The 23,674-nt window shown below is 59.1% G+C and carries 8 protein-coding genes; 4 read left to right on the forward strand and 4 right to left on the reverse strand.

All coding sequences use genetic code 11. From position 1 onward, the window contains the following. Nucleotides 1-37: 37 nt before the first annotated feature. On the reverse strand, nucleotides 38-16,000 hold the full coding sequence (locus tag CA51_RS02460) for a GEVED domain-containing protein (RefSeq protein ID WP_145117536.1): 15,963 nt from the start codon (nucleotides 15,998-16,000) through the stop codon (nucleotides 38-40). 542 nt (nucleotides 16,001-16,542) lie between these two features. Here CA51_RS02460 and CA51_RS02465 point away from each other — a divergent pair. After that, on the forward strand, nucleotides 16,543-17,235 hold the full coding sequence (locus CA51_RS02465; protein WP_231745955.1) for a tetratricopeptide repeat protein: 693 nt from the start codon (nucleotides 16,543-16,545) through the stop codon (nucleotides 17,233-17,235). A gap of 331 nt (nucleotides 17,236-17,566) precedes the next feature. On the opposite strand, the gene lpxB is transcribed toward CA51_RS02465, so the two are convergent. After that, the gene (lpxB, locus tag CA51_RS02470) at nucleotides 17,567-18,754 is read right to left on the reverse strand and encodes a lipid-A-disaccharide synthase (RefSeq protein WP_145117538.1); all 1,188 of its coding nucleotides are present in this window, start codon (nucleotides 18,752-18,754) and stop codon (nucleotides 17,567-17,569) included. A gap of 139 nt (nucleotides 18,755-18,893) precedes the next feature. Between lpxB and CA51_RS02475 the strand changes: the two genes are divergently transcribed. Beyond that, nucleotides 18,894-19,376, forward strand: coding sequence for a hypothetical protein (locus tag CA51_RS02475; protein ID WP_145117539.1), 483 nt, complete (start codon nucleotides 18,894-18,896; stop codon nucleotides 19,374-19,376). Between the two features lie 309 nt (nucleotides 19,377-19,685). On the opposite strand, the gene CA51_RS25605 is transcribed toward CA51_RS02475, so the two are convergent. Then, a complete protein-coding gene (locus tag CA51_RS25605; protein ID WP_197451533.1) occupies nucleotides 19,686-19,856 on the reverse strand; it encodes a hypothetical protein in 171 nt (56 codons plus the stop codon). 30 nt (nucleotides 19,857-19,886) lie between these two features. Further along, nucleotides 19,887-20,051, reverse strand: a complete 165-nt coding sequence (locus CA51_RS25610; RefSeq protein WP_197452981.1) for a hypothetical protein — start codon at nucleotides 20,049-20,051, stop codon at nucleotides 19,887-19,889. Nucleotides 20,052-20,927: 876 nt separating this feature from the next. Here CA51_RS25610 and CA51_RS02485 point away from each other — a divergent pair. Continuing rightward, on the forward strand, nucleotides 20,928-21,284 hold the full coding sequence (locus tag CA51_RS02485; protein ID WP_145117541.1) for a cupin domain-containing protein: 357 nt from the start codon (nucleotides 20,928-20,930) through the stop codon (nucleotides 21,282-21,284). A 108-nt stretch (nucleotides 21,285-21,392) separates the two neighbouring features. Continuing rightward, nucleotides 21,393-23,618: a PQQ-binding-like beta-propeller repeat protein gene (locus CA51_RS02490; RefSeq protein WP_231745956.1), complete on the forward strand. Its 2,226-nt coding sequence runs from the start codon at nucleotides 21,393-21,395 to the stop codon at nucleotides 23,616-23,618. Nucleotides 23,619-23,674 lie beyond the last annotated feature (56 nt).

Here is a 23,674-nt window from a genome sequence, read left to right on the forward strand (position 1 = left end):
TGAGATTTCCCGATCGCGTCGTTTGCTGCAATGGATCCTATTCGAAGCTTAGGTTTGCGAAGAAGTCGTCGATTGCCGAGGGTTCTTCGGTCGCTTGTTCGGACGCCAGTTCGCCGATCACGTCGTCCAGCGAGCCGCTGGTCGGTGAATCGAAGACGCTAGCGGTCTGTGCCGTCGCCGGAGTCGATTGCTTGGCAGCGATCGTTTCGGGTTCGGCTTGCGGTTGCATGAACTCAGGCGTCAGGACTCCGTTGGCTGCTGGAATCCAGCCAGCGCTTTCTCCCTCGCCAGCGGCGGCTGTCGAGTTGAGATAGTTCAGCACGATCAATGCGTCCAACGGTTCCAGTTGTCCGTTTCCGTTGACATCGACGTATGGGAAGGCGGGGACCGAGCTATCGATCGGACCCGAACCGTACCTGGCGATCGCATTGATGATTTGCAAGGCATCGATCGGCGAGACGTCGCCGCTGCCGTTGACGTCCAACGCGTTGGTTGGGTTCTGGTGCGTGCTGGCTTGCACGTTGACAACGATATCTTCGACTTCACCGTCGTTCACTTTGCCCAGCGGCGATGAGACGCCGTTGGAGCTCAAGCGGAAGCGACCGTAGGTGGTCCCCGGCTTGGCGGTGGCTGGGACAGCGATCGAATAGGTTTGGTCGCCATCTTGCAGTTGGATGCCGCCGGTGCTGGCGACGATCGGACCTGGGCTCCAGACGACGCGTTCGCTATCGGAGAACTGGCCGTCTTGGTTCCAGTCGATCCAAGCGTCGAGGATCGCGTTGAGACCGAGGGAGTTGTTCAAGTTGATCTCGACCGCTGCGGTTCCCGATGGAGTCACAACGGCTCCGTTTGCGAAGGCGATGCCATCGTCGATGTCGCCATCGGCAGCGGAGGTGTCCGTGCCCAAGCGAGCGTCGCTTTCGGGAGTCGCCGTCGAACCGAGCGAGAAGCCAGGGGTGACGGTGTGGCGTGGGCCGTTGTTGGCTTCCAGCGTTCCGTATTCCGCAGGTGCATCGCCGTAGTCCAAACCGGCTTCGCTGGAGACGAAGATCGTGAACTGGGTCGTTCCGGTCAAAGGATCGTTCGACGACAGGGTGTTCCCCGCGTTGTCGCTGATCGCTTGGACGCGTGCCGCACCGGCTCCGGTAACCGCTTGGGCACCCTTGACGATGATCTGGTCGCCGATCACTCGCAGCGAAACACCCGACAGATCGGCCGACTGGATCGAAGACACGATCACCTGGCCTACTTCTTCGCTGGTCAAGTTGCCAGCCAAAACGATTGGCACGGCGGCTTCGTCGCCAGGCTGACCGACTTGCGTGAAGACGCTGTCGACGAGGTCGAGCGTAACGTCGGCGGCATCGGGCAGCAGGATCTGGCCGCCATCGACGACCTCTGGATTGAGGCCGAGGTCGGACAACAGGATCGCATCGCGAATCGAAGTCGCGATCGATGTCAGGTCGGTTGTCGAACTGATCTGAATCGGAGTCGCCGAGGTGTTGTTGACGCTGCCATTGAGGTCGATCTCGAAGAATCGAATTCGGCCGTCGCCGCGTCGGATGCTGAACTGCTGGCCATCGGTGACGCCTTCGGCAAGCCCCAAGTTGTTTGGGATCTGGATTCCGAAGCCGGTGGTGACGCCGACGCTTCCCTCGACGCCAAGCGTGGAGGTGCCGGTGTCGACCGATGTCAACCGATTGCTGGAGAACAGTTGGACTTCGCCGTTGAGGTCGACGACTTGCAAACCGAGTCCCGACAGTTGGATCGCTTGGGCGATCGCTGCGGAGACCTGGTTGGCCGATTGAGGTTCGCCAGTGCTGGTGCTCGGCGGGATCGAGATTGCGACGTTTCCGGCAAACGCGCTGCCGTTGGTGTCGAATTCGAAAGTCCGTTGGCTGACACCGTCGAAGATGACAAAGGTTTCGCCATCGTTGACGTTGGCGAAATCGCCTGGCAGTGCGGGGACCGTCAGGATGATGCCGCGTTCGATTTCGAACGGCGTTTCAACCGAATTGCCGTCGATCAAACGGATCTGTTGGCCATCGGTGTAGCTGCCGGAGTCCAGCGATTTCAGAACCGCTTGGGCATCGTTGAGCAGTTCGATTCGGTAGACCGAATCCTCTTTCCAGCGTCCGGCCAGCGGAGTCAGACGAATGATGTCGCCCGAGGAATCGTAGGCAAAGATGTAGTCTTCGCCTTCGATCAACGGAACGTTGTCTTCGAACAACAACAACGCGTCGGATGTGACCGTGGCGTCGTTGATGCCAACACCACCGCGTGGGTTGGCTGGTTCACCACCGTCGACCAACAAGATCTCAAAATAGTTCTTGTTCGATTGGCTGATCTGTACCGAATCGGTCACCGGGTCGGCATCCGAACCGTCGCGTGAGTTGTCCAGCGGAGTGATCACGATGCCGCGAGGCGGCGCGAGGTCGCCACGATCAAACGCACCGCGGTCCTTGTAGACCAGGCTGCCCTGACCACCGGGGACGTTGTGAGTTGGGTCGTCGATCCGCAATGCGCCGTTGGCGTCGAAGTCGGGAGCCAGGACTGGCGAAGCGAGCAGGCCAACGGTCTCGCGAACGATCTGCAGTTGAGGGCGATCGGCCAGCGAGTTGATCGAGCTGTCGATCAGGTCCGACCCTTGAGCCGGAATGAAGATCGAATCGGAGGCCGAGACAAACAGGTTCGTGAACGGATCGACAAAGCGTGCCAGGACGTTGTCTAGCAGTGCCGAGTTAGGATCGTTCAGGGCGACCGTGTTGGCTTGGAACGTGTTCGCTCCAAGCACCACAGGATGGTTTGGCACGACGTTGCCAGAGGCATCGATCGCGGTTTCGTTGTTGACAAAGACGTTGTTCAGCAGCGTCGGGCTGACGCCGTTGGAGAGTGCGATTCCGACTCCGCCAGCCTCGAACTGATCGGCTGGTACCGAGGTGATCGCACCGACGGCGTCGATGTCGGCACCAACGGCTTGATCCAGTGCACTGCCGAAGTTTTGGTCGGTGATCCGCACAAACGAGATTCGGTCGTTGGGACCAAATCCGTAGCGATCGATGTCGATCTGGTTGGCACCACCGACGGATGTACCGACGCTGGTGTACGTGATGCCGTCGACGCTGACTTCGACAAGTACCGGTTCGGCGTTGCCGACTTCGAAGATTTCCAAGTCGGGCGATGCGTCGCCGCTGCCGACCAATCGGTTGTCGACGAATTGCACGGTGATCGATCCGCCGCCACCCAAAGAGACAGCCCCTTGGCCAGCGTTTGGAGTTGGTTCGGCGACGCCACCGGTGTAGTCCGGAACGCCCAGGATCTCAGCGGAGATCTGCAGTCCCAACGCGGGAGGCGTCGTTGTGCTGGGGTCGTAAGAGACGACGACATCGGCGAACGAGATGCTGCCGTTGGCGTACGTTGTCCCATCGTAGGTCGCTGGGCCGGGCGATTCGGTTGGGCTGATCGTGCCGCCAATGATTGTGTTGTTGACGATTCGATCGAACGCAACCATCGAGCGTTGCGAGCCGTTGGATGTGTCGATTCCTTGCACGTTGATGCCGCCGGAGCGGTTGTAGGCAAGCAGGTTGCTTTGCACCACAACTCCGGGAGCCAGGCCGGCGTGGACGACGCCGTTGGCATCGACGTAGGAGTTCAGTTCGACCAAGTTCTTGGGGTACATGAACTTGCCGACGTCGGCACCATGATCCAGATCGATTCCGAATTGCGAGGAGTACGAAACCGCAACTCCTTCGATCTTGATAACGCCCTGCTCTTCGCTGCCGGTGTTCGAATCGCCGCGGCGATCCAAGGCCAACGCCTGAGTCGATTGAGCGAACAATTCAACGGTCGGCAGTTCATCGGTGCCAGGCTTGCGCGAATCGCCGAGGATTTGCGACGACAGGCCCGACAGGTTTTCGATGATGTTGACGTTCCCCGACAGGTTGATCCGCGAATCGCCCGCCGCGGCGGCTGTTGCGGAGGTCTCTCCGCTGGAGCTCAACGCGCTGATGTCCAACAACGCTTGGACGTCGGGAAGATTGATCGCATCGGTGATCTTCGCCGCGATATCCGCTGCGGTTTCCGAAACGCTTTCGCCGCTGATCGGATTGACCACGCCGGTGCTGTAGTAGATCGGAACGCTGCCTTCCAGCGGTTCGATAGCCGAAGCTTCGTTGACAAACTCAAACGTGATGCTGGTTTGCCCGTCGCTGAGCGTGAAGCTCAGACGCGTGTCCGGATCGATGTCCTCGAGCGTCGGGTCGTTGTTCCGCAGTAGGATCAAATCGGCCAGAGCGGTCGCGGCAGCGTCGAGCTCTTCGGCGCTGAGGGTCTCGAGCGTCACGCCCTGCACCAAACGATCGTTGGTGTCGAAGGATCGGAACATCGAAACCGGGTTCGGCAGGCTCTGCGAAAGGACGTATTCGCTGGCTCCACGAATCTCCAACTGGTATTCGCCAGTTTGAGTCGAGGCGACGTCGTCACCATTGAGGTCGAAGCCGCTGTTGGGGACAAAGTCATTGGTGTTGCCAGCGGAGGTGACAAATTCACCTCGCTCGCGGAAGCCGATGATGAAGTCGTCCAGGTAGACGCCGCGGTGATCGTTGTCGCGAGCCATTTCAACGGTTGGCGAACCAAAGGCATCACCGGTGCGAACCGGGATGTTCAGCGGGCCAGCGTTGTTGATTCGCAATCCAGGCAGGCTCAGCACGCCACCTTGCTGCGTGATGATCTGGCCGGCTCCCAACGTGTCGCGAATCGCGTCGGCAATCGCCGAAGCGACTTCGGTCGCGGTCATGTCGCGGTTGATGTTGACCGGGATGCCGCTGGATCCATCGTTGCCGACAACATCGATCGTGCTGTTGGCCGAGAAGAGAGCGGGTCCGGTGCCGTTGAGGATCACTTGATCGCCGGCGACGCGGATGTCGTAAGGCCGCGTGCTGACAAGTTCCAGCGAATAAGCTCCGCTCTTGCCAAACGTGCGTCCGCCGAGGTTGTCCGTCGGATCGTAGTTGCCGTTGCCTTCGCCGCTGATGCCGATGTAGTAGGTGCCGTCGGCGGGAGCTTCAAAGGAGACGACGGTGTTGCCATCGACCGACAGTTCGCGAGCCAATTCGACGCCTTGAGCGTTAAACACTCGAGCGATCGGATTCAACGCGGGGGCCAGAGTCGATTCGGTGACGGTCAACATGATCGTTTGGCCGGCCGACAGTTCCATTCGCATCATGTCGACGTCGACAGTTTGCTGCGAACCATTGGGCGTGCCGATCGAACCGTTGGCGTTGATCGTCGTTTGACCGCCTGGGACCTGGAGAATGTTCGCAGTCGACATGTTGTCGTTCTGCTGCGACGCGTCCTGGTCGGTGTCGTAGTCGGTGTTGGTGACCGTGGTGTAGTTCGCGATCGCGTCGTGCAGCGATTGTGCGATCTCTTCGCCGCTTTGCGTAGGGTCGTAGACGACCGCAACGTTTGGACTGAGCACGGTCGATGCATCGGTCGTGAACTGGTAGACCACGTCGTCGATTGCGATCAATTCGCCGTTGGCAATTTGGTTGCCGGCGGGGATTGTCAACAGTGGCGACAACACGAACTCGTAATCGCGGCCGCTGATCTGGAAGCGATCGCCATCGAGGATCTCTTCCCCGGTGACTGCTTGCAGTTCGGATTGACCAAACTCCATGCTGCCCGAGGTGCTGAATTCGAATCGCAGCTTGAGGTCTTTCTGACCCGCGAAATCGTCCAACGCGATGCGAGCTTGTCGCCAAGTGCCGGTGTTGTCAAACGTTTCTTGAGCCTGGTCCAAAGTCAACACATCGCTGACCGAAAGGTTCGGATTGACAGTGCTTGCGGTTGCCGAGTCGCTGTTGGTCGACAGTAGGAATTCGCTGCCGTCCTCATCGACCAGATAGACTCGCAGCGAGTCCTCTAGTTGGCGATCGCCATCGCTATCGGTTTCCAGGAAGTAGTTGAAGTAGAACGTCGGCAGGTCGGCGGAATTGTAGCCTTCCAAGCTGAACGCGTTGCTGACCAGTTCGCCGTGGGCACCACCAGCGAAATCGTAGGTTCCGTTGACCGTCGTGCCATCGACGCGAGTCGTCCGGGCGTTGAGCGTGCCGGTCGAGATCGTGTCGTCCAAACCGAAGTACCAGCTGGTTCCGCCAGCGGTCGCGGTTCGCGTGTCGTTGAACGTGGCGTTGATGCCGTGGCCAGGCAGCGTGATCGGAGTCGTGCTGCCCGCGAACGTGTCACTGGTGACATGCCACAGGTTGTAATCGAGATTGCCGAAGTCGAAGCCGGTTGCTCCGGCAACTCCTGTCGAGATCCGCGACGCACCGTTGGCGAAGATCGGCTGCAGTTCACCACGCGTGTTGAACGCATAGATGTCGCCGTTGCCGGTGATACCAAACAGCAGGTCGGAATAAGCACCGCCGGCGAGGTTTTCAGGACCTGCCGAGAGGCCGGTGAAGTTGATCCCCAACAGATCGGTCGCGGTGTCGACGTAATCGCCGATGTTTTGCGTGAAGTTAACGCGAACCGGAGAGATGACGCCCGAATCGATACGGTACAGACCGCCCGCGTTGCTGACGGCATACATGTCGCCGCTGGTCGGGACTGCGATGCCGGTGACTTGGCCGCCAGGAGCGATGCCCGCGACGTCCAGTGCTCCCGCCGCGGTCAGCACATTCGCTCCGCTGAACGCAACCGTGTTGCCATCGACAGTCGCGGTGACGCTGGTCAACAGACCTGAATCGACAGCGGCTTGGATCGCATCGACGACGCGTGCTCCGATATCCGCAGCGGTATCGTCGACGTCGAACGGAATGACAGTTGGTCCACCGGTGGTGTTGGCGGTTCCCACGATCGAAATCGCTTGCCCGACGCCCAGTGGCGTATCGAGGTCGAGATCGATGATCGGGTTGTCGGTGAAGTCGATCCGCGTGCCAGCGGTTGCGATCGCAACTTGGTTGGCTCGCAGAACGTCGGAGACGGCGCGAGTCAGGTCGGTGGCCGAGAGGTCTTCGTCGACGACGATCGCCGTTGCGTTGGCGGTGGTGATTCCATCGGCACCCAGCGAGCTAACGCCCAGTCCGATCGTGGTCGCCGCTCCGGTGGCACCGGTCAGGACGATCTCGCCGGTGTTCGATGCGGTCGCACGGATTCCGATGTCCGCGGCGTTGATCGCCGAGGCCAAGATGGTTGCTGCCGAAGCATCGGTCGTCGAAGCATCGAGATTTACAGCAAACAAGTCGGGACGCGAGAAGTCGCGGCCTGTAAAGTCGCGGCCGTCGCTGTCGAATTCAAACGTATACGCCATGCCAGTCGACTTGCTGGTCAACGTAACGCGTGAGCCTTCGGCGACACCGCCTGCCAACGGATCTTCGGATCCGACGACGTCCAATCGAATGCCCGTGTCGAATTCGAACAACTGGCCGCCGACGGTGATCGTTTCACCGTCCCGCAGGAAGGTTCCCCCGCGGACGTTGCTGCTCAACTGGATCGCCGATCCCAGATCGAACTGGAACAGCACCGAACCGGCGTTAACAAAGTCGCGGATCGTGAAGGTCAAGCCATCGGTCAAGCTTGGTGCCAGGAATCCGTTGGCGTCGACCACCGATGCGGCGGTCACGCCCAAGCGGGTGCTGGGCAGGTTGTTTGGATTGCCGGTCTCGATGTAACCGCGTTCGCGTGGGTCGGTGTAAGCTCCTGCGAATCCGGCGGCTGGCGGATTTGCTGGCAGTCCAACGCCATTAATATTGCCTGTCGAAGGATTGATCTCCCACAGGATGTTGTTGGTCCAAATGACTTCGTTGCCAGGACCGCGGTCGCCAACGATAAACCCACGTTCGGCACCGTTGACCGCGTCGAAGGTGATCGCGTTGACGGTCACGCCCGAATCGGTTTGCACGATCGTTCGCGTGACGTTGCCGTTTGCATCGACCGTGGCAAGCGTTTCGTGAGTGGTCAGGTTCGTTCCGGTGGGCGTCAGGTCGGTGACGTTACCGAAACCTGTATCGATGTTGAAGTAGTGCCAGGAGGCGTCATCGACGATGCCGTTGATGTTGTACCCGAACAAGTCGCCGTTGGCACGCAGCGCGATGTCGTTGAAGATCTGTCCGCCGGTGGTGCCGATCGTTCCGTAGTTTTGCCCGGTGTAAGCGTTCACCAGACGAAGGTTGTCGGCGCTGCCGCTGGTGCTGACGTACAACTTCATGTCGTTCAGCGTCAACGGACTCGCAGCGGTTATGGGGTCAAACAACAGCGATTGCAGGGTCGTTGGAGCGTAGGTGCTGCCGCCGACAAAGCTGACGTGATCCTCGGCGATTCGGATCAACGATTCGATCGGTTCGAGTCGGACCAACGGATTGGTTGCCGCGGCGGTGGTGAATTGATCCAGCACCGATGGCATGTTGTTCAAGCCGCTGATCGCAACGTAATAGGTCTGCGAATTGCTGGTCGCATCGCCTTGAGCACTCAGTTCGACCGCACCGATGAATGGATCGGCGGTGCCGGTTGAACCGCGTGACAGCGAGGTGAAGTCGGACGAGTTCGGGTTGCCCGGTTGGTCGTCGGCAACATTGCTGTCCAGACCGGTCAGGATCAATTGCCCGTTTTGGTCGAAGACCCACAGCGAGAAGTCGCCGCGTCCGAGGCCGTCGGCGTAATCGAGATCGAAGACCGTCGAGACGTAGTTTCGCAGGCTGCTCTCGCTGGCCGAGTCGGCGATCGAGAACTGGAACCAGTCGATGTCGGTGTCCGAACTGATCGCACCGGCGATCGAAAGCGAATCGTTCGAATTTGGATCGCCTTGCGTGCCGTAAGGGCCCAGCTGTTGAGCGGTTGCAAGCGTGTCGTTGTTGTCGCTGCCAGCTTGGTCGATGAATTCAACCGCGTCGCCCAACAGCGGCGAATTAAATGGCTGGCCAATCACCGAGACGCCGGTGGTGGCGTAACGGATGTCGGCGAGGTTCAAATACGAACCGGCGGTCTCGTCGCTCTCGGCCAAACGAATGCTCAATTCGTAAGGGCCCGACGTCAAACCGTCGTATTTGCCTTCGTCGATCTTGGCGCCGGTTACTGGCGAGAAGAGCTTCGAAACCGGATCGTTCAGCTGCAGGTTGCTGCTGCGAACGCGGACCTGATAGGTGAAGACTTCGCCCGTCTCACCCGGCAGCACAACGCGCAGACCGGGATCGTTCGGGTTGGTCGAATACAGATCTTGCGGCGTGTTGAAGGCCGAGTTCGCCGAAGCGGTGAACATCGAATTGTTGAGCGAGTTCACTTGTCCGCTGCTGACGGTGCGTTCCAGCGAGCCCGCGTTTTCGTCGCGGATGATCAGTCCCGAATCGATCGCTTCGGAGATCGACCCGTTGGAGATCGCTACGATGCTGTCGGAGATGCCGTCGTTGTCGGCGTCGTCGCCGCTAGACATCACGCGAACCAGTTCGATCACCGAATCGAGCGAGCTGTTGGTGCGGTCGATCTCCAACCAGACCTCGGTTCCCGCTTCGGCGTCAAACGAGTAGACGTCGACGTCGGAAGGTTGATCGATGTTGCCGTAGACTTGGAATCCGATCCGGCGGTTTTCGCTGCCAGCGGAGGTCGACGGAGCCAATTCGCCCAGGTATTGAGCCAATGCGATTTGGTCGTTGCGATTGACCGACAGGTCCCCTTCCTGTTCGACAGCCGCTTCGACGTTGCGATCGTGAGCCGCTTCGCGAAGCACGATGCCATCCCAATCGCCCGGCTTGCCGAGGCCAACGGTGTCGTCGAAGACGTCTTCGATCAATTCGAGTGCCGACGTGATCGTGACGGTGGTTGCGGTCGGGTTCACCAACCAAGCGTGTGCCGTGGTTGTGATCGCTGGCCCATAAACTGGTGCTGGGAGATCGGTGACGTTCGCCAATGGGACCGATGCGGTGTCGATCGTTCCCGTGGGTGTGAACGGTAGGTTGAACACGGGGTCGGTGATCAGATCGGGGAATTCGTCGGCGATCCAACCTTCGTAGTTGGCTCCTTCGAGTCCCGTTCCCTGTTCGAACGTGCCGTAGTGTCGGAAACCAACGCGTTCGGGACCGTCGAGAACGGTCACGCGGTAATCGTTGGTGCCCGGCGTTCCCTCGGTGAACAACAGGTCGCCCGCGTCGCTGGCGATCACTGGATCGTAGTAGTTGATGAAACGCAAGTCGCCCAGCGGAGTCGGGCTGGAGAGCGTCAGTTTGGTGATCAGCGTGGGCGATCCATCTTCGAACGATTGTTCGACACGCCAATTGATCAAGCCGTTTTCGCCGGTGAACGTTCCTTCGCTGTAGACGACATCGTCCGATAGGAACGTGGTCGGCGTGGTGATCGTTGTGGTACCCAGTTCGACCGCAGCACCGTCGGCACCGACATCGATGAAGTTCAGGTAATCGAACAACGCGTCTTGCTGTTGGAAGAACGTGTTGGCGCCCTGGGTGGTGACTTCGTTGAATCCTCCACCCACGGTAGCGCCGACACCACCGCCCGCTTCGGGTTGGAACGAGAAGTGGCCCGCGACGTCGTTGGCGACGTCGTTGTCGATGATCGTGCCGCGAGGGATCTCGGGGCCGGTTGGCAACAGCAGAGTTGTGCTTCCGATTTCGTCGTTGCGGCTGTTGTTGGTATCGGTTTGCGGCTTGCCTTGCGTATCGAAGCCCGAACCGACCGTGTCGTCGGACAGCGATGTCAGGATTACCGATTTGCCTGGCTGACCAATCACTTGCAATGCACCGCCAATTCGATCGGCCAAGCCGTTGAATTGCTCTGCGGATCCACTGGCGTCGCCGCCAGCGATGATCGTCGCCGGGGACTGCTCGGATTGGAACTTCACGACCAGGCTGCGGTCGGGAGCACTTTCCAGTCGCAGGCTGCCATAGACTTCGTGGTTGGGGATCGAGATCGTTCCTCGCACGACGTGAACGATGTCGGTGTCGTCCCAGACGCCAGCTGTGGCAAGTTCGCCGCCGCGGACCTCCATGCCGTTGATGGCGTTGTTTTCCAGGACGTTATCGAAGACCAAAGGTCCCTGGTTGCCAAGGCTGGTGCCCTGCACTTTCTCCAAGCGTCCGATGCTTGTTCCAGGATCGCTGACGTAGGTGTTGTCGAGCGAATTGAGGTCGAAGTTCATCGCGACGGCGTCGTTGTTGATGAACGTGTTCGAAGCGATCGTTGGTTGTGCACCACGCACAAAGATAACCGCTGCCTCGTGCGTCTGCATGCCGGTGCGATCGCTGTCGCCAGCTGCAAAACCGGTTCCGCTCTCTTCCACGCGACTGTTCGTCAAACGCAGATCGCCCTGGTGGACTTCGATCGGATTGAAGAACGACAGCTTGCCGTCGATCCGCGCTCCGCCGCCGGCTCCCGTGACCCGGACGTGATCCAAGCTGGCCTGAGCTCCCGGGCCGACGTAGATGCCGCCCCAGTCTCCTGCTTGGAAGACGGTGTTGGCGTTCGCTTGGTTGGTCGAGAAAGTTCCGCCGCGACCGAAGCGTTGGTCGTCGAGGCTGGTGAAGACGATCTGTTGGCCAGCGGTTCCTTCGGCCAGCAACTGGGCTCCCTGTTCGACTTCGATGACCGCACCGGACAGCTTGACGATCACGCCGGGGTCGATCGCCAAACGAGCATCCATTCGCGGACGCAGGTTTTCGATCAACGTCATCCCGCTGACCAATCCGGCGTCGGTGAATTGAGTGGATGTGTTGTCGGAGATCAACGCGATCATGCGGAATGCATCGCCGTTGAACGATCGGTAGACGCGGCGTGCGACCACGCTAGGGTTGGCCGACGTCGGTAGATTGCTCAACTGGATCGTGTTGTCGTCGATATCGATCCCGGGAACGCTGATCGCTTCGGTGGCAAACGAAACCGCAAGTTCGTTTCCGTTGGCGTCGACGTAACTGACCTTGTATTCGTATTCGCCCGCAGGCAGTTCGCCGCCAGCGGTTGCTGTCAGTTCGACATCGTCGACGTTGGGGCGATTGACATCGATCGCGGCTCCGGCGGCTAGTCCGGTGTCGCGGAATTCGGTGCTGCTGCCGTTGAGCGTTGCCACCAGTTGATAGCTGCCGCCATCGACCGATCGGTACAGTCGGCGAGCGACAAAATCGCTGCCGGCAGGAACCGCTGGCAATTGTTCCAACTGGATCGTTCCGTTGGCGGCGGTTGTCGTCACGGTGCCGGTCGCGTTGGAAACGGGGCTCTCGTTGCCGTTCTGCGTCACGTACGACAAGCGGTAGCTGTATTCACCAACGGGCAGAGTGCCGCCCGCGGTTGCGGTCAAGCGAACGATGCGTGTTGGTGGTGCTGTCGATTCGACGATCGCACCGCCGGGAGTTCCTTGGATCTCCAGGTTCTCGGCGATCACGTGAACGACGTCCAAGTCGTCGAAGCGGGCTTGCACGGAGAGCTTTTCAACGCCGTTGCCGTCGCGAGTCTGCGAGCGGATGAACATTCCGTTGATCGAATTGTCTTCGAACAGAACGTTGTAGACCGACGGGCCGACTCGCGTGTAATCGGGAGTGGCTTGACCTTCGAAGAGCGTGAACTTGTCGTCTTCGAACGTGTTCGCGGAAGCTTCGATCGCAGCGTCGGCATTGCTGGTGAAGGTGCTGTTGGCGATCGTGGCGCGAGTTCCGGAGAGTTCGATCGGGCTGATCACTTCCGGCTTCGCTTCGACAAGAATCGTACCACCGCCGTAACGGAAATCACCGTATTGGACGTGGTTCAAGAAGATTCCTTCGGCTTCGTAATCGATCCGGCTCTCGTCGACCTTATCGACGTCGGAGCGGAAGTCGATACCGCCCCAATCTCCCGGCGACGCAACGTTTCCGCTCTGCGTGCCGCCGATCGAAGTGTCGGCCAGCGATGTGAAGACGACGTCGCCGCTGACGGGAGTTACCGTCGCTTGGCTGCCGTTGGCTCCAACAAACAATGGAGTTCCCAAGACCTGCAGCGAACCGCCGCTGAAATCGACCACGGGGCTGCTGCTGCCGACGCCGATGCGGGCGCGGCGAAGCTTCAGGATCGAACCCGAATCGATCATCACGGTGACGTCTTGCGGGACTTGGAAGCTCGATCCGTCAGCCAATTCGCGGCCGAAGTCATCGAATCCGATCAGGTACGGTTGGTTGTCGGCGGTGGTCGCCAGGTTGCCGTCGCCGCTGGGCAGGATCCGGATGATCTCGGTTCCCTGCGAGGTCGCGCCGGACAAGGCTGTCGAGATCGTGGTCACAGCGCCCTTGGCTGTTCCGCTGATCGCGTTGTTGACCATCGGAGTGATCGTGCCGCCATCCTTTTTGACGAACACGGTGTCGGTGAACGATGCCGATTCGAACCAGAAGTCGAACGCACCGCCAGCGATTCCATCGTTGTCGCCGTCGAGAGCGATGCCGGTGGTGTCGGTGATCGTCGTTGCGCTGGATGGCTTGAACGACATCCGCAGTTCGTAAGCCCCTTCGCTGAGTCCGCCGAGTCCCGAATCTTCGATCATCGGGTCGTAGCTGTCGTTGCCGCTGGCGCTGACGCCGATGTAATAGGTGCCGGCGGGCAGGTCGACGGTGATCTCGGAATCTTCGCTCCAATAATCGTCGTTCCCCGCCCATTCTTCGATCGTGCCGTTGGATAGCTCGCGATACAGTCGCAGGTTGGTATCGAGCAAGCTGGCGCTGCCGGCCAGTCGTTCGGCAAACGTTTCGATCGTCACCTCGCCCGAGGTTGGCACCGAAAATTTGTAGATGTCGATGTCGGTGCTATCGGGCCGGTAGGAGTACTGGCCTTCGATGATGTCGCGAGGCGACGGATACAGCGGATCGGCGCTGGCGTCCAATGGCGACAGGAAGTCCGAGACGCCGATCAGATCTTTGACCATCCCGGTGGCCAGTTCAAAGAACTGTTGGCCGAACAAGTCGTCGTCGGATTCGTCGACAAGTCGCGAATTGATCACGCCCAGGTCGTCGGAGACCTCCCAGCTGACGCTGGTGTTGAGGGTTTCGCCAACTGCGATCTGCAAGCCCATGTCGGCGCTTTCGACAAACTGCACGCCCAGGTATTGGCTGTACAGATCCAACACTTCGCGAACACGTTGCTTCTGCTGTTCGGTGATGTTGTTGAACAGAACGCGATCGTCGTCGACGGTGGCCGTCGTCGGATCGTCGCCGCGGTATTGGCCGAAGAAGTTGTAGAAGTAGGTCGAGATGCCATCCAACGCGTCGGCTTGTGGCGCTCCGTAGCTGGAAGGATCCTCGGGACGGAATTCCTGCACGCCCGGTGCACCGGCACCGCCGGGGAAGTCGATCAGGTATTCGTTGTTCGAAACCGGGACGCCATTGATGAATTCCGTCTTGGCGATCGCGCCTTCGATCACAACCGAAGAGATGTTGTTGGGGGAGACGATCCAGTCGTTGCGGATGTCGCGAGCCAGAGCGAAGCTGTCGCCAGGTTCGACGACTGCCGGAAGCACGGTCGGATCGGTTCCGCGAACATCGGTTTCGCCAACGCGCAAGCGGAACTGTTTGACATCGGTTCCCGGAAACAGACTGTACAGGTCGCCGGAGAACTGCAGCACGGCAACGCCGGTGCCTGGGTTGTAGTTGACCGACACAGGAGTTCGGGTGACGTCGTCGGCGCCCGTTTCAGTGCCGCCGGTCGAGATCAATTGATACAGCGCCGTGTTCCGTACGGTGCTGGCGTCCAGCGGGTCGTTGAGGTCGAAATAGACCCAGACCTGATCGCGCAGCTGTTGCCCGTTGACGATCGGTTGTGGCACGATGGCTTGAATCGTCGGGGCCGAGTTGATCGTGAATTCGATCGTTTGGTCGACGCCATTGTTGAACTTGTCGCCCTGAGTGTTCTGCAAGGCGTTGGCGCTGGTGCCGTCGATTTGGATGCGGTAGCGATCCTGTGGCAGGTCGTCGGCAAATCGGAAGACGACCTCGCGTTGGCTGGCATCGACAAAGCCGACGTAGCCGGGGACGACTTCGATATCCAAGTCGCCGTTTTGCAGCGAGAATTCGATCGGCGAAAACGCGCTGAGGTCCAGACCGATGGTCGACGACGCACTGCCGGTTTCCAGTTCGGCGGAGACCAGCAGGCTGGCTTGCGGGTGGGCGTTGATCGCCGTCACCAATTGGCCGACGGTGGTTCGCGACGCGGGGTTGCTGTTGATCAAGACTTCGATCCGGTCCCCAATGACCGACACGATCGGGGGCGCACCGGCGACCCGGAACGATTGCCGGACATCGATCGCCAAATCTTGACCGGCGACGCCACTTGCGACTGCGGTGAAGCGAACTTGAGTATTGGCAGCGCCCAGCTGCGATGTCGCTTGAGCGCGATCGGAGCCCTTCAGCGTCAGCGTCTGACCCTGTTGCGCAGTCCGGCCGACGTCGAAGAACGTCTGCCCGCTGACCGATGCGACGCGCAGCAAGGCCGCGGCATCGGGGTTTTGCGCGATTCCGTATTGAATGTCCGAAGCGCGAGTGACCAGAGCGGGGTTCGAATTCAGTTCGATCTGAATCCGTTGTCCTGCCACGGTGACGATCGGCAGCGTTTTGTCGGTTCGGCTGACCTTGGTGAAGACGATCTCCAGATTGTCCCCCGCCGATCCCGATTGAACCGCTTCGAACGTCAGTTCCACAGCCCCCGACGAACCGAGATCGGTCACCGCCGAAGCGGAGGCGAATTCGCCGTCGCTGCCAGCGCGGATGATCTTGATTCCGTCGAGCGAATTGGGGTCGAGCGAAGCCAATTCGTCGAACCGCAGCGTGATCTCGCGCGGCGACGTGTTCAGCTCTGCCATATCCTGCAGCAACGGTTCCGTGTCAGGCTGAACGCCAACCAACATCGGACCGGCATCCAGCATCTGGCGGCCTTCGAGCGTCTCCAGCAGCGACCGACGGCTGTTCAGCCGCTGGCGTTTCGCAGCGCGATCGCTTCTGCGGGACTTGTTGGAACTGTCATTCACCGACGATCCAGTTTTCCGGATAGCCATTCACCGACCTCTTCGTAAACCCTTGCGGGCGAACAACTTATGGGCCAAACGATTCGGCCCTCTGATTTAGGCTCAACACCTATAATGACAAAGCTTTTCGGAGCACTTCGCAACGCGAATGACGGCAATCCCGAATGCCAAAATAGACAAGCTGGGCAGGATGCGTAAGTATTCTGCCGCATTGGCTGGATTGTAGTTGAGACGACCGTCAGTGCAACGAAAAACAAAGTGAAACCCCATTCCGCGTCGGCGTAAAAGCGCTTGTGCCTAATGTGCAGCCTCGGCGGAACGGTTCGATTTTGATACTTGTCACTCTGGGAAAGTTCCGTGGCTTTGCAGATCCTTCCCTGCGATCCCCACAACTGGCGGGCGAGGTCGCGTTTTTCTTGGGGTTTAAAACGATCTTGCCGCCACTGGCCCGACGCTGGTAATGTCCCCCGTAATTAGCGACAAACTTCCTCATAAACCCGAAGTAGACAAAGGTGCACGTTATGCACTCCTTCCGGAAATCCCAACTAAAATGCCCCCTGACGGCTGCGGCATTGTTCGTTTTGTCGCTTTCGGGCTGCCAATTTGCCGCCAGCGGACAAAACGCGCAGGGGGTCCGGTTGTACGAGCAGGGACAATATTCCGCCGCGCTGCAGCAATTTCAGCAGGCGATTGCTTCGGACCCAAAAAATCCTGACAGTTATTACAATCTGGCCGCCACAACTCACAGGTTGGGAAAAGAGCGGAACGATCGCAGTTTGCTCGACCAATCCGAATCGCTCTACAACCAGTGCCTCGACCTCGATCCGTCGCATGTCGATTGCCATCGCGGTTTGGCTGTTCTGTTAGTCGAGACCGATCGCCCCGATCGAGCCTTTGCGTTGATGAGGAACTGGGCGACCAGCCAGCCTCAGTTGGCTGATGCCCGAATCGAACTGGCGCGGTTGTACCAAGAGTTTGGCGAGGGAGAGACGGCGCAGAAGTTTCTCGAGGACGCCATCCATCAAGACGGAAACAATGCCCGCGCGTGGCTCGCGTTGGGCCAAATCCGCGAAGCGGCTGGAGATTACCAGCAGGCTCTGCAGGATTATCAACGCAGCTACGACCTGAACAGCATGCAGCCTCAGGTTGCCGAGCGGATCGCATCGATGAACCGCCAGATCGTCAGCGGCGCTGGCGGAGTGACCGCCAGCGGCACCCGATTGGCTCAGCAATCCGCCGCCGACGTCTCCAAGGGGCGTTATTAATCAGCGTTTCCCGCCAGCCGAGTAGCGGAACTCGCCAAGAGTTTCGTTGGGCACTCGCTTTGGATCGAAAGTCTTGACGACTTCCGCTACGCCCGGAATACTAGCACGAAGCGCAAGCGAGTGAATTTGTACGCCACTCGCTTGCGCTTCGTGCTGGTATGCGGGATCGCGGTGTGGATCGAAAGTCTCGACGACTTCCGCTACGCCCAAAAGATGCGACCACTACGCGCAAGCGAGTGATTTTGTTCGCCACTCGCTTGCGCTTCGTGCTCGTATCTTGGGCTCATTGAGTGACTTCTTGCGTCACTCGCTTGCGCTTCGTGCTGGGATGTTACGCGGCGCGGCGGATTGGGGGCTCGCGGTGATCGCCCATCAGTTCGATCAACTCCGCGGCGGCTCGCTCCGAAGCGCCTGGGGCTGCGTATTTACTGCGCAATGTTTGCAACTGCTGTTGCAGGTCGGCTAGATACTCGGGCTCGCTGAGCATGCGGTCGGCTGCCGCGACGACTTCGCGGATCACCGGTTCGGGATCCCCGGCGGAGACGAATTCGGGGAACAGCGTCTTTTCTGCGATCAGGTTTGGCAGCGTCATACTCTTGGTGGAAACGAGCACCGAGGCGAGGGCCTTTAAGATCCGGCCGACGCGATATAGCACGACAGCGGGGGTCGATCGGGCCATCAGTTCTAGGCTGACCGAACCGGAGACCATGATCGCCGATTCGGCAGCTTCTACGATTTCGCTGGTCTTGCCGACGAAGAAGTCCAGCGGCAGCGATTGGTCTTCGGCGGTCAGTTGTTCGCGACACCAGAGGCATTGCCGGTCGCGGAAACATGCGACTTGGAAACGGACGTCGGGATGGCGCTTGGTCAGTCGGCGGATCGCTTCGAGCTGCAGCGGCCAATTCTTGGTGACTTCGCCGCGCCGCGACCCTGGCAATACGGCAACCAACCGCTTCCCGTCGGCTTTGAGTTGATCGAACCGTTCGATCGTGGGGCGGTCGAGTCGCTGTTTCGCAACCGCATCAAAAAACGGATGCCCAACGTATTCGGCATCGATTCCGCGATCGCGGTACCAATTGTATTCGAATGGCAGCACGCACAGCACTTTGTCGACGTACTTGCGAACCTTGCGAAGCCGCCAGGGGGCCCAAGCCCACAATTGGGGTGGCAGGTAATAGTAGACGGGAATTCCGCACGCCTTGGCGCGTTTGGCGATGTGCCAGTTGAATCCGGGGAAATCGACAAGCACCACCGCCTGCGGTGGCTCTTGGGCAAAGATCTGTTTGGCTTGTTGGGCGACGCGGTAGAACTCCGCGATCTTTGGAGCGACCTCGACGACTCCCATCACCGCCAATTGGGTTAGTTCGAAATCGATCTGGCACCCGGCCTGCTCCATTTCGCTGCCGCCAAATCCGCGAAATCGCAGCTGGGGATCGCGCGCCCGCAGCGCGTCGATCAGGCGAGCGGAGTGTTGATCGCCGCTTGGTTCACCGGCAGAGAAGAAGATTGATCGATTCATGGGGGCGTGATAGGGTTGCAGGAGGGATCGTCCCAAATAGACACATGTATTCGCAGCCGAAAAATTGGTCAATACGAACCGTGTCGCTAGCATCATCTTTGGTGCCACCTGCTAGCTCACTTCAAACCTGGAACTTGCGATGAACCTGCCCGAATCGCCCGACTATTTAAATTCCCTGCAAGGCGGCTGGGAGGCGCTCGGCAACGGGGCGCCGACGCTGGTCGCGTTGGCTCAATTGTGTGCTCGTTCGATGGTCGAAGGAACGCGCGACAAAACTCCGCTGAGCGTCGAAGCGAAAGCGATCTTGTATGCAGCTCGCAATCGAGGCGTGATCGAGGTCCGCGGAGTGAACACGGCGTTTGAAGCGACCGCGCGATTGTTGGCCGTCTATATCGAAGAGGGCGAACATCGAACGATCGCGTTTCGCAATCGGGAGCGGCCGCAGGTGACGGTCCGGTTTTTCGAAGCCTTCTGCCAACTGTGTCGCCACGGTTTGGTGTTGCATCACCTGTACCGCGACTTTTCGTTGACCGATCGGGGATTTGCGATCGCTGCGAAGATCGAACGCGAAGAGGTTGCCGAGGCGCTGGGCGAAGCGACCGAATTTGGGCTGCACGATTAATCGCAGCAGCGGTCGTTGGCGGGCGTGGCGGAGATCGCCGATGTCGGCGCAAAAAAAAAACGGCCCGGAGAGCCGAAGCTGACCGGGCCGTTTATCGAATCACGTCTGAAGGATCTAGCATCCTACTCGCATTAGCGAGCGTAGCGGGTGCTAGCCTGAATGACGCGACGCTTGCTGTTCAAGTAAGCACTTGGGTCTACAACCGGTGCTGGTGGCATTGGAGCAGCGTCTTCAACTACTGGAGCTTCAACTTGAACCGAAGTTCCGCCGTTGCAGCTCGAGCAAGCTGGTGCTGCTGGAGCAGCGTAGCTACCTGCACATCCGCAGCTGTCGCAAGCCGAGTCGCAGTCGCTCTTCTTGCAGCACTTCAGGCCGCCGAACAACTTCGACAACAGGCCACCGCTCTTCTTCTTTCCGCATGGGTCGCAACCGCAAGCTGGTTCGCAGCAAGAAGCCGATCCGCAGAGCGAAGTTTCGCATCCGCAAGCTGGTTCGCAGCAAGCAGCAGCTTCACATCCGCAAGCTGGTTCGCAGCAAGCCGAAGTTTCGCAGCACGAATCGCAGCCGTTCTTCTTTCCGCCGAACAATTTCGACAGCAGGCCACAGCACTTCTTCTTCGAGCCGAAGCACGATTTGCTGTCGCAGCAAGCTGGTTCGCAGCAAGAGGTTTCGCAACCGCAAGCTGGTTCGCAGCAAGATGCACCGCACAGCGAAGATTCAACTCCGCAGGTTGGTTCGCAGCAAGAGGTTCCGCAAGCCGAAGCTTCGCAACCGCAGGCTGGTTCGCAAACCGATTCACAACAAGAAGTTTCACAACCACATGCTGGTTCACAAACGTCCGCACAGCCAGTTTCGCAGCAGCTGCTGCTTCCACCACCACACTTCAGTCCCAACATACGGTCCAATAGGTCAAATCCGAAACCTTGCGAGCAGATGCTCATTCCGATAATCAAGGTCGTCGACAGGATTGCACGCTTCATTGCACCACGTCTCCTAACGTTAGTTCGACGTTTTTTGAAACCTAGTTTTCACTCACACGGAAAGTGGCGGCCAAGGACACGGTCGGCGGACGAAGTCGCCGCCGATCAAGCCCTGATGGGCCGGCTAGCACTTTAGAGGTCAACATTCCAGGTGGAACGCCAACCCTCCGACTTCGTTCTGCTTGCACTGCCACTGACAGTCCCACCTAGGGATGGTGAGACCAGTGAGTTCAATTTTGTTCAGGTTCTAGACCAGCTCAGACCATCCACTAGTCTGATATTCGCACTGGCCTTAGTTGTCGTCTCAGGCGGCCTCAACGCGAGGTAAGGCACTGGACTCGTAACACGTCACTTACCGTATCGACCCGGAGATCGGGTTCTCTTGACATCGGAATGGTAATTTCGGCAGGATGCTGAAGTTGGGCGGATGCGTAAAGAATGCCGGTTTGACGACTTTTTCTGACCGTATCGGTTATCGCATGGAAATGCGTCGGCGGTACGTATAAAATGCGTTCGGTACGTTAAATAGCGTTCACGTTTGCCCCACCTCCAACCGCGCATAGACTCTCCCATGCCAAAAGCCCCTGCCTTTGTGGTGGCTCATCTGCCCGATTTGCCTGGCACCCCCTGTCCGTGTGGTACGGCGCGTCGTGCATTTGCGGAGGTCGAGTCGTTTCCGGCAACTGTCCACCTCACCGAAATCGCTGCAACCGCCAAAGTCCACTACCATAAGACCTTGACTGAAACGTATGTCGTCCAAGAATGCGACGACGACGCCTTCATCGAACTCGACGGCCAAGCCCACCCGGTCCGTCCCGGCACAGCGATCTTGATTTCCCCTGGCACCCGCCATCGCGCGGTCGGCAAGATGAAGGTCATCATCTTCTGTACTCCCAAGTTTGATCCCAACGACGAATGGTTTGACTGATGCCCCGCTGATCAGGAGCGGAACTCTCGATTCGGCTGATTGGATGGATTCTTGTTTCGCAGTTTCAAAACACCCACCTAGGCTTCCAACAACACCAAGCTCTTAACAATGATGATGCGAACATACCTATTGATCCTCCCGACCCTTTTGCTCCTGGCAGGTGCTGCCTTCGGGCAAGCCCCCAAAGCCGCGGATTGGAGCTATTGGCGGGGCCCCAATTACAACGGAACCAGTTCGGCGACCGGATTGCCGGCGACCTGGGATCCCGATGGAGGCGAGGGCAGCAATCTGAAATGGCACCGCGATGACCTCGCCGGCCGCAGCACCCCCGTCGCGATGGACGGCAAGCTGTACCTGATCACCCGCGCCGATCCCGGCACCGAGATCGAAGGCGAACGCGTCGTTTGCATCGATGCCGCAACGGGCGAGACGGTTTGGGAACACAAGTTTAACGTCTGGATGTCAGATGTCCCCGACACCCGCGTCGGTTGGGCCAGCGTTGTCGCCGATCCGGAAACCGGCAACGTCTATGCGTTGGGCGTCTGCGACATCTTTATGTGTCTCGATGGAAAGACGGGCGAGGAGAAGTGGAGCGTTCCGCTGCACGAGTTCCTCGGAATGTTGAGCACCTACGGCGGACGAACCAACTTTCCGATCATCCACGAAGACCTGGTGATCATCAGCGGCATCATCATTAACTGGGGCGATGCGGCTAAGCCAAACCATCGCTTCCTGGCGATGGACAAGCGAACCGGCGAAATCGTTTGGTTCAGCCCAACCCGCGATCTCCCCGACGACACCTCGTACAGCGCTCCGAGCCTGGCGGTTATCAACGGTCAATTGCAGATGGTCGTCGGCGGTGGCGATGGTGCGGTCTGGGGTTTCCAGCCTCGCACCGGCAAGACGTTGTGGAACTACCAGTTCTCGCGTCGCGGTCTGTTTGCGACTCCATTGGTTGTTGGCAACCGTGTCTATGCCGGCCATGGTGAAGAAAATATGGAAGGGACCTCGATGGGCGCTCTAGCGGCGATCGAGATCGAAGGTACCGGTTCGGATACCAAGGCCAAAGAGCTTTGGAAGATGGAGGGGCTGATCCTCAATCGCAGTTCACCACTGGTGATCGGCGACCGACTGTACATTGTCGATGATCGCTGCAAGTTGTGGGTCGTCGACGCCAAGACGGGCGAAATGATTCAAGAGCGTGTTGCTCTGGGCGACCGCAAGCAATGGGCCAGCCTGGTCTACGCCGACGGTCGGATCTACGCAGTCACCGAAAACGGCCGCTGGGCCTTTATGGAACTCTCCGACGCGGGAGTCGACATCACCGACAAGGGCCGGATCAGCAATGAAGCCTTCTACGCTTCGCCGATCGTTTACGATGGCGCGATCTATTTTGTTGGCACCTCGGGGATCTATTGTATCGCTGACGAGAAAGCGAAGCCGGGCGTAGCGCCAGCTCCCGAAGCTGCCAAAGAGATGGCTAACGACGACAAGACGCCGGCTTGGGTTCAAGTTGTCCCCGCCGAAGCGATCGTTCGTCCGGGCGAGAAGATCGATTACAAAGTGCGTCTGTTCAACCAGAACGGCCAGTTCATCGAAGAGGCATCCGATCCGAAGCTGACCGTTGTCGGTGGTGGTTCGGTCGATGGAACGACATTTGACGCCGCCGACCAAAACGGTTCGCACTACGCGGCGACCGTGACCGCAACGGTTGGCGATCTGCAGGGCAGCTCGCGAGTTCGCGTGGTCCCTGCCCTACCCTGGAAGTTCACCTTCGACGAACTCGACGACGCCCCGGTCACTTGGGTCGGCGCTCGCTACCGCCACGTGATCCGCGAAGTCGACGGATCGCCAGCTTTGGTCAAGGTCTCGACGATTCCTAAGGGAGCTCGCAGTCGCGGTTGGATGGGACATTGGGATCTCGCCAACTACACGATCTCCGCCGATGTCAAAGGCCAGCAGGTCGGAACCCAGTTGCCCGATATCGGGTTGACGGCGATGGGCTACGCCTTGGATTTGCAAGGCAACAGCCAGAAGCTGCAGATTCGCACCTGGTACGCTCAACTGCGGATGGCCAAAACGGTTCCATTCGAATGGAAGGCCGACGTTTGGTACCGGATGAAATTGCAAGCTGGCATCGAAGAGCAGGATGGCAAGAAGGTCGCCGTCTTGAAGGGGAAAGTTTGGCCTCGCGATGACAAGGAACCAAGCGAATGGACGGTCACCGCGGTCGATCATTCGCCAAATCTCTCGGGCAGTCCTGGTCTGTACGGGAACGCCAAAGTCTGCGAGTTGTACTTGGATAACATCGAAGTCACCGCAAACGAACAGTAATCCGCGGCGGCCATGATCCCGCCCATTGATCCCCTGTTTGCCGAGCACTGCAGGCA

It is taken from the genome of Rosistilla oblonga (genome assembly GCF_007751715.1).
In the GTDB taxonomy this organism is placed as follows: domain Bacteria; phylum Planctomycetota; class Planctomycetia; order Pirellulales; family Pirellulaceae; genus Rosistilla; species Rosistilla oblonga.